At 47.3% G+C, this 2,528-nt stretch carries 4 protein-coding genes; 2 read left to right on the top strand and 2 right to left on the bottom strand.

What is annotated here, in order from left to right; translation table 11 throughout:
* Window positions 1-105: 105 nt before the first annotated feature.
* Window positions 106-531 (top strand): hypothetical protein, encoded by a 426-nt coding sequence (locus tag CSR04_RS24580; protein WP_146027256.1) that lies wholly within the window; start codon window positions 106-108, stop codon window positions 529-531.
* Here CSR04_RS24580 and CSR04_RS24575 read toward each other — a convergent pair.
* On the bottom strand, window positions 528-851 hold the full coding sequence (locus CSR04_RS24575; protein ID WP_102798988.1) for a hypothetical protein: 324 nt from the start codon (window positions 849-851) through the stop codon (window positions 528-530). The genes CSR04_RS24580 and CSR04_RS24575 overlap by 4 nt on opposite strands.
* Window positions 852-865: 14 nt before the next feature.
* Window positions 866-1,375 carry a hypothetical protein gene (locus tag CSR04_RS24570; RefSeq protein WP_102798987.1) on the bottom strand — a complete coding sequence of 170 codons (510 nt, stop codon included), beginning with the start codon at window positions 1,373-1,375 and terminating at the stop codon, window positions 866-868.
* A gap of 377 nt (window positions 1,376-1,752) precedes the next feature.
* Here CSR04_RS24570 and CSR04_RS24560 point away from each other — a divergent pair, with 377 nt between their 5' ends.
* Window positions 1,753-2,349, top strand: a complete 597-nt coding sequence (locus tag CSR04_RS24560) for a hypothetical protein (protein ID WP_102798985.1) — start codon at window positions 1,753-1,755, stop codon at window positions 2,347-2,349.
* Window positions 2,350-2,528 lie beyond the last annotated feature (179 nt).

The following is a 2,528-nucleotide window of genomic DNA, read 5'->3' as shown; positions in this document are numbered from 1 at the left end:
GCGGTACGGGTTTTTTGTGTGGCCATAGCTGCTCCTGTGCGTTTATGAGAACTTTCAACAATTGTTGGAAACTGTTGGATTGAATTTTTGTGGAGATATTACACATTGTCAAGCATTAATGTGGAAAATATACACATTCGAGTTGCAGAGGAACTGGACCGATTGGGTTTAAGCAAGGCGGAAGCTGCGAGACAAGTGGGCCATGCCAGTTCTCAGGTGTTACGTGATGTGTGTAGTGGCAGGCAGCGTGCAACAGCGGCATTAGTAGCCGAGTTAGCACCACTGGGACTGGATGTTAACTATGTTCTCTTGGGCACTAAAGGCGGGAGCGGCCTGCCAGAGCAAGCCATTGTTGATGGTTTAAAACGCTTTTTGTTGACTGGGTATGATCTGGGATGGCTGCGCATGGCACCAGATGCAAGTTTCGACCTTGTGGTCAAACTTGGGCTGCATCAGATCAAAATGGCGGCAGGTGAGCCTTCAGAATTTGTTCAAGAAACCGGGGAAGAAAGCGAGCGCACGGCCCGCTAGTCTGGCTGGTGTTGTGTGAGTGACTGAACGTTGTATTGAGTCATATAGTGCTGACACAAAGTTGCGTAGTCTATCCGATACTGTGCAATGCGTGTGTGCCATTCTTGCAGCGCTTGGTACTGGGCCATGTCAGGCGGCATCCTTTCAATAGTGAGCCGCTCTAGCACCAGTGCATGCGCCCTGCCAGCCATAGTGTTAACAGCGGCTTTTTCTATCTCACTGTGGTCAAAGCGTTGTTGCCGGTAGTATCTGTAGGCTACCAGCAAGCCTCTGGCACCGATTAAAACCAGCGCTAGCGTTAACAGGGTAAAAATCCACATCCTTGCATATCCTCTCAGTTTACTGGCCGTCGTTGGCCAAACTTACTTTTCAATACAGGTGCCAGCAGCACAAGCATAATGCCAATATTCACAGTGTTGATTAACAACTTATACATCAAGTCCAATGAATTGGTATCTAGCACCAAACGATCAAAATACCGAACAGCTTGCACTAATGTCAGTACAAACAATGAAAACACCATACTCAAGGCATACGGCGACATGGGGATTCGACGTTGCCTGTGCTTGCTGACAATGTAATGCGCACTCCAGCAATTAATGGCCGCAAATGCTGGGTACCAGGTGTGCCTGATAAGTTCACCATGCTCTGCTGACAGGGCCATAAGAACCGGCTCCATGCCTTGCATGACAAAGTTTGCCAGCACCAGAGTAAGAGCTGCAATCTTAAATGAACGGTCTGGGTACCAACCACGATCAGCCAGATAGTAGGCCAGGAAATAACCCAACCAGGTCACATTTCCAACATGATATAACCATACTGAGTATGGTGCGAAAATATCCATGGCCGTCTCCCTAAGGAGGTTCGTTGCCATTGCCGTTGCCTTCGGTGTCATTGTCAGGCTCATCACCTGATAGCGTCACGATATCGTCTAGCAATCCTGCAGGTGGCTTTTCCTCAACGTCTGTCTGCGTAACTTGGGGGATATGTTCAGGTCGTGGGTAAAGGGAAGGTGTTGTGCTGTTTATCGGTTCCATTGTTGTTCCTTATAATTCCGTTGTCTGAAATATAGACACTTTAAATCTACTCACAATGTTACTAATTTGTCAAAATGATAGTACTGATCGGTTTTCTTATGGTTTACAGTAGAGCCTGCAGCGTTTAAATTTTGCTCAGCAGCTAGGGTCAGCAAGCCAAAGGCATAAAGTTAAAGGATGTCACATGAAAGCATTTCCTCTCACTTTGTTTTTAATTTTTGTCAGTGTTTGTCAGTTTGCAAACGCTGGGTGGACGTTGGTGGTGACCAAAGATGCGATGACCGACGAAATCCGTAAAGAAGCAGTCACCTCAGATTCGCTTGGCAACACTGTTACATTACGTCGAGATGCTGATAACCGCGTCTGGTTTTATTTCCAGTTAGCCAGCCCACAACAGTTTCGCCCCAATGACAAAGTACTATTGCGAGTAGATACCCATGAGCCTAGAAGTTACGGCCCTATGTACGATAGATTGTTGGCGTCCCTAGATGGTCACAAGAAAAGCTATTCCTGGACACCTAGAATAGTCGCTGCTCTGACTTGGCACGGGAACGCTAAGCATGGCTGCGGTATCCTAGATGAGTTGGTACCAGGTAAGAAAATGTTGTTGCGTTACCACCCCAGTGACCTTACCTATGTAGACCTGGACTTTGATATTGCGGGGAGTAAAGCGGTGCTAGAACAAGCTCTGGATATGAAAATCGATGATTGTGCTGAAGAGTCATCGTTGGCCAAAGAAGTTAATGCGATCATGGAGTCGCATAGAACCGGTCAACAATAACCCCAACTCCCTACTTACAAATTGTTCGGTAACCATTAGTATTAACACGCGTTAAATTACGCCTAGCTACAGCGCCCACTAAGCTGGGCGCATGAAGATCAGTCATCTCCCCCTATATTACGGTTTGGCCAGTGCCCAAGAGGCGCTGCAGATTGCCACCCGTGTTTGTGATGTGCTGG

The sequence above is a fragment of the Bowmanella denitrificans genome (assembly GCF_002887595.1).
GTDB classification, from domain to species: domain Bacteria; phylum Pseudomonadota; class Gammaproteobacteria; order Enterobacterales; family Alteromonadaceae; genus Bowmanella; species Bowmanella denitrificans.
This window is presented reverse-complemented; position numbering and strand designations above follow the sequence as displayed.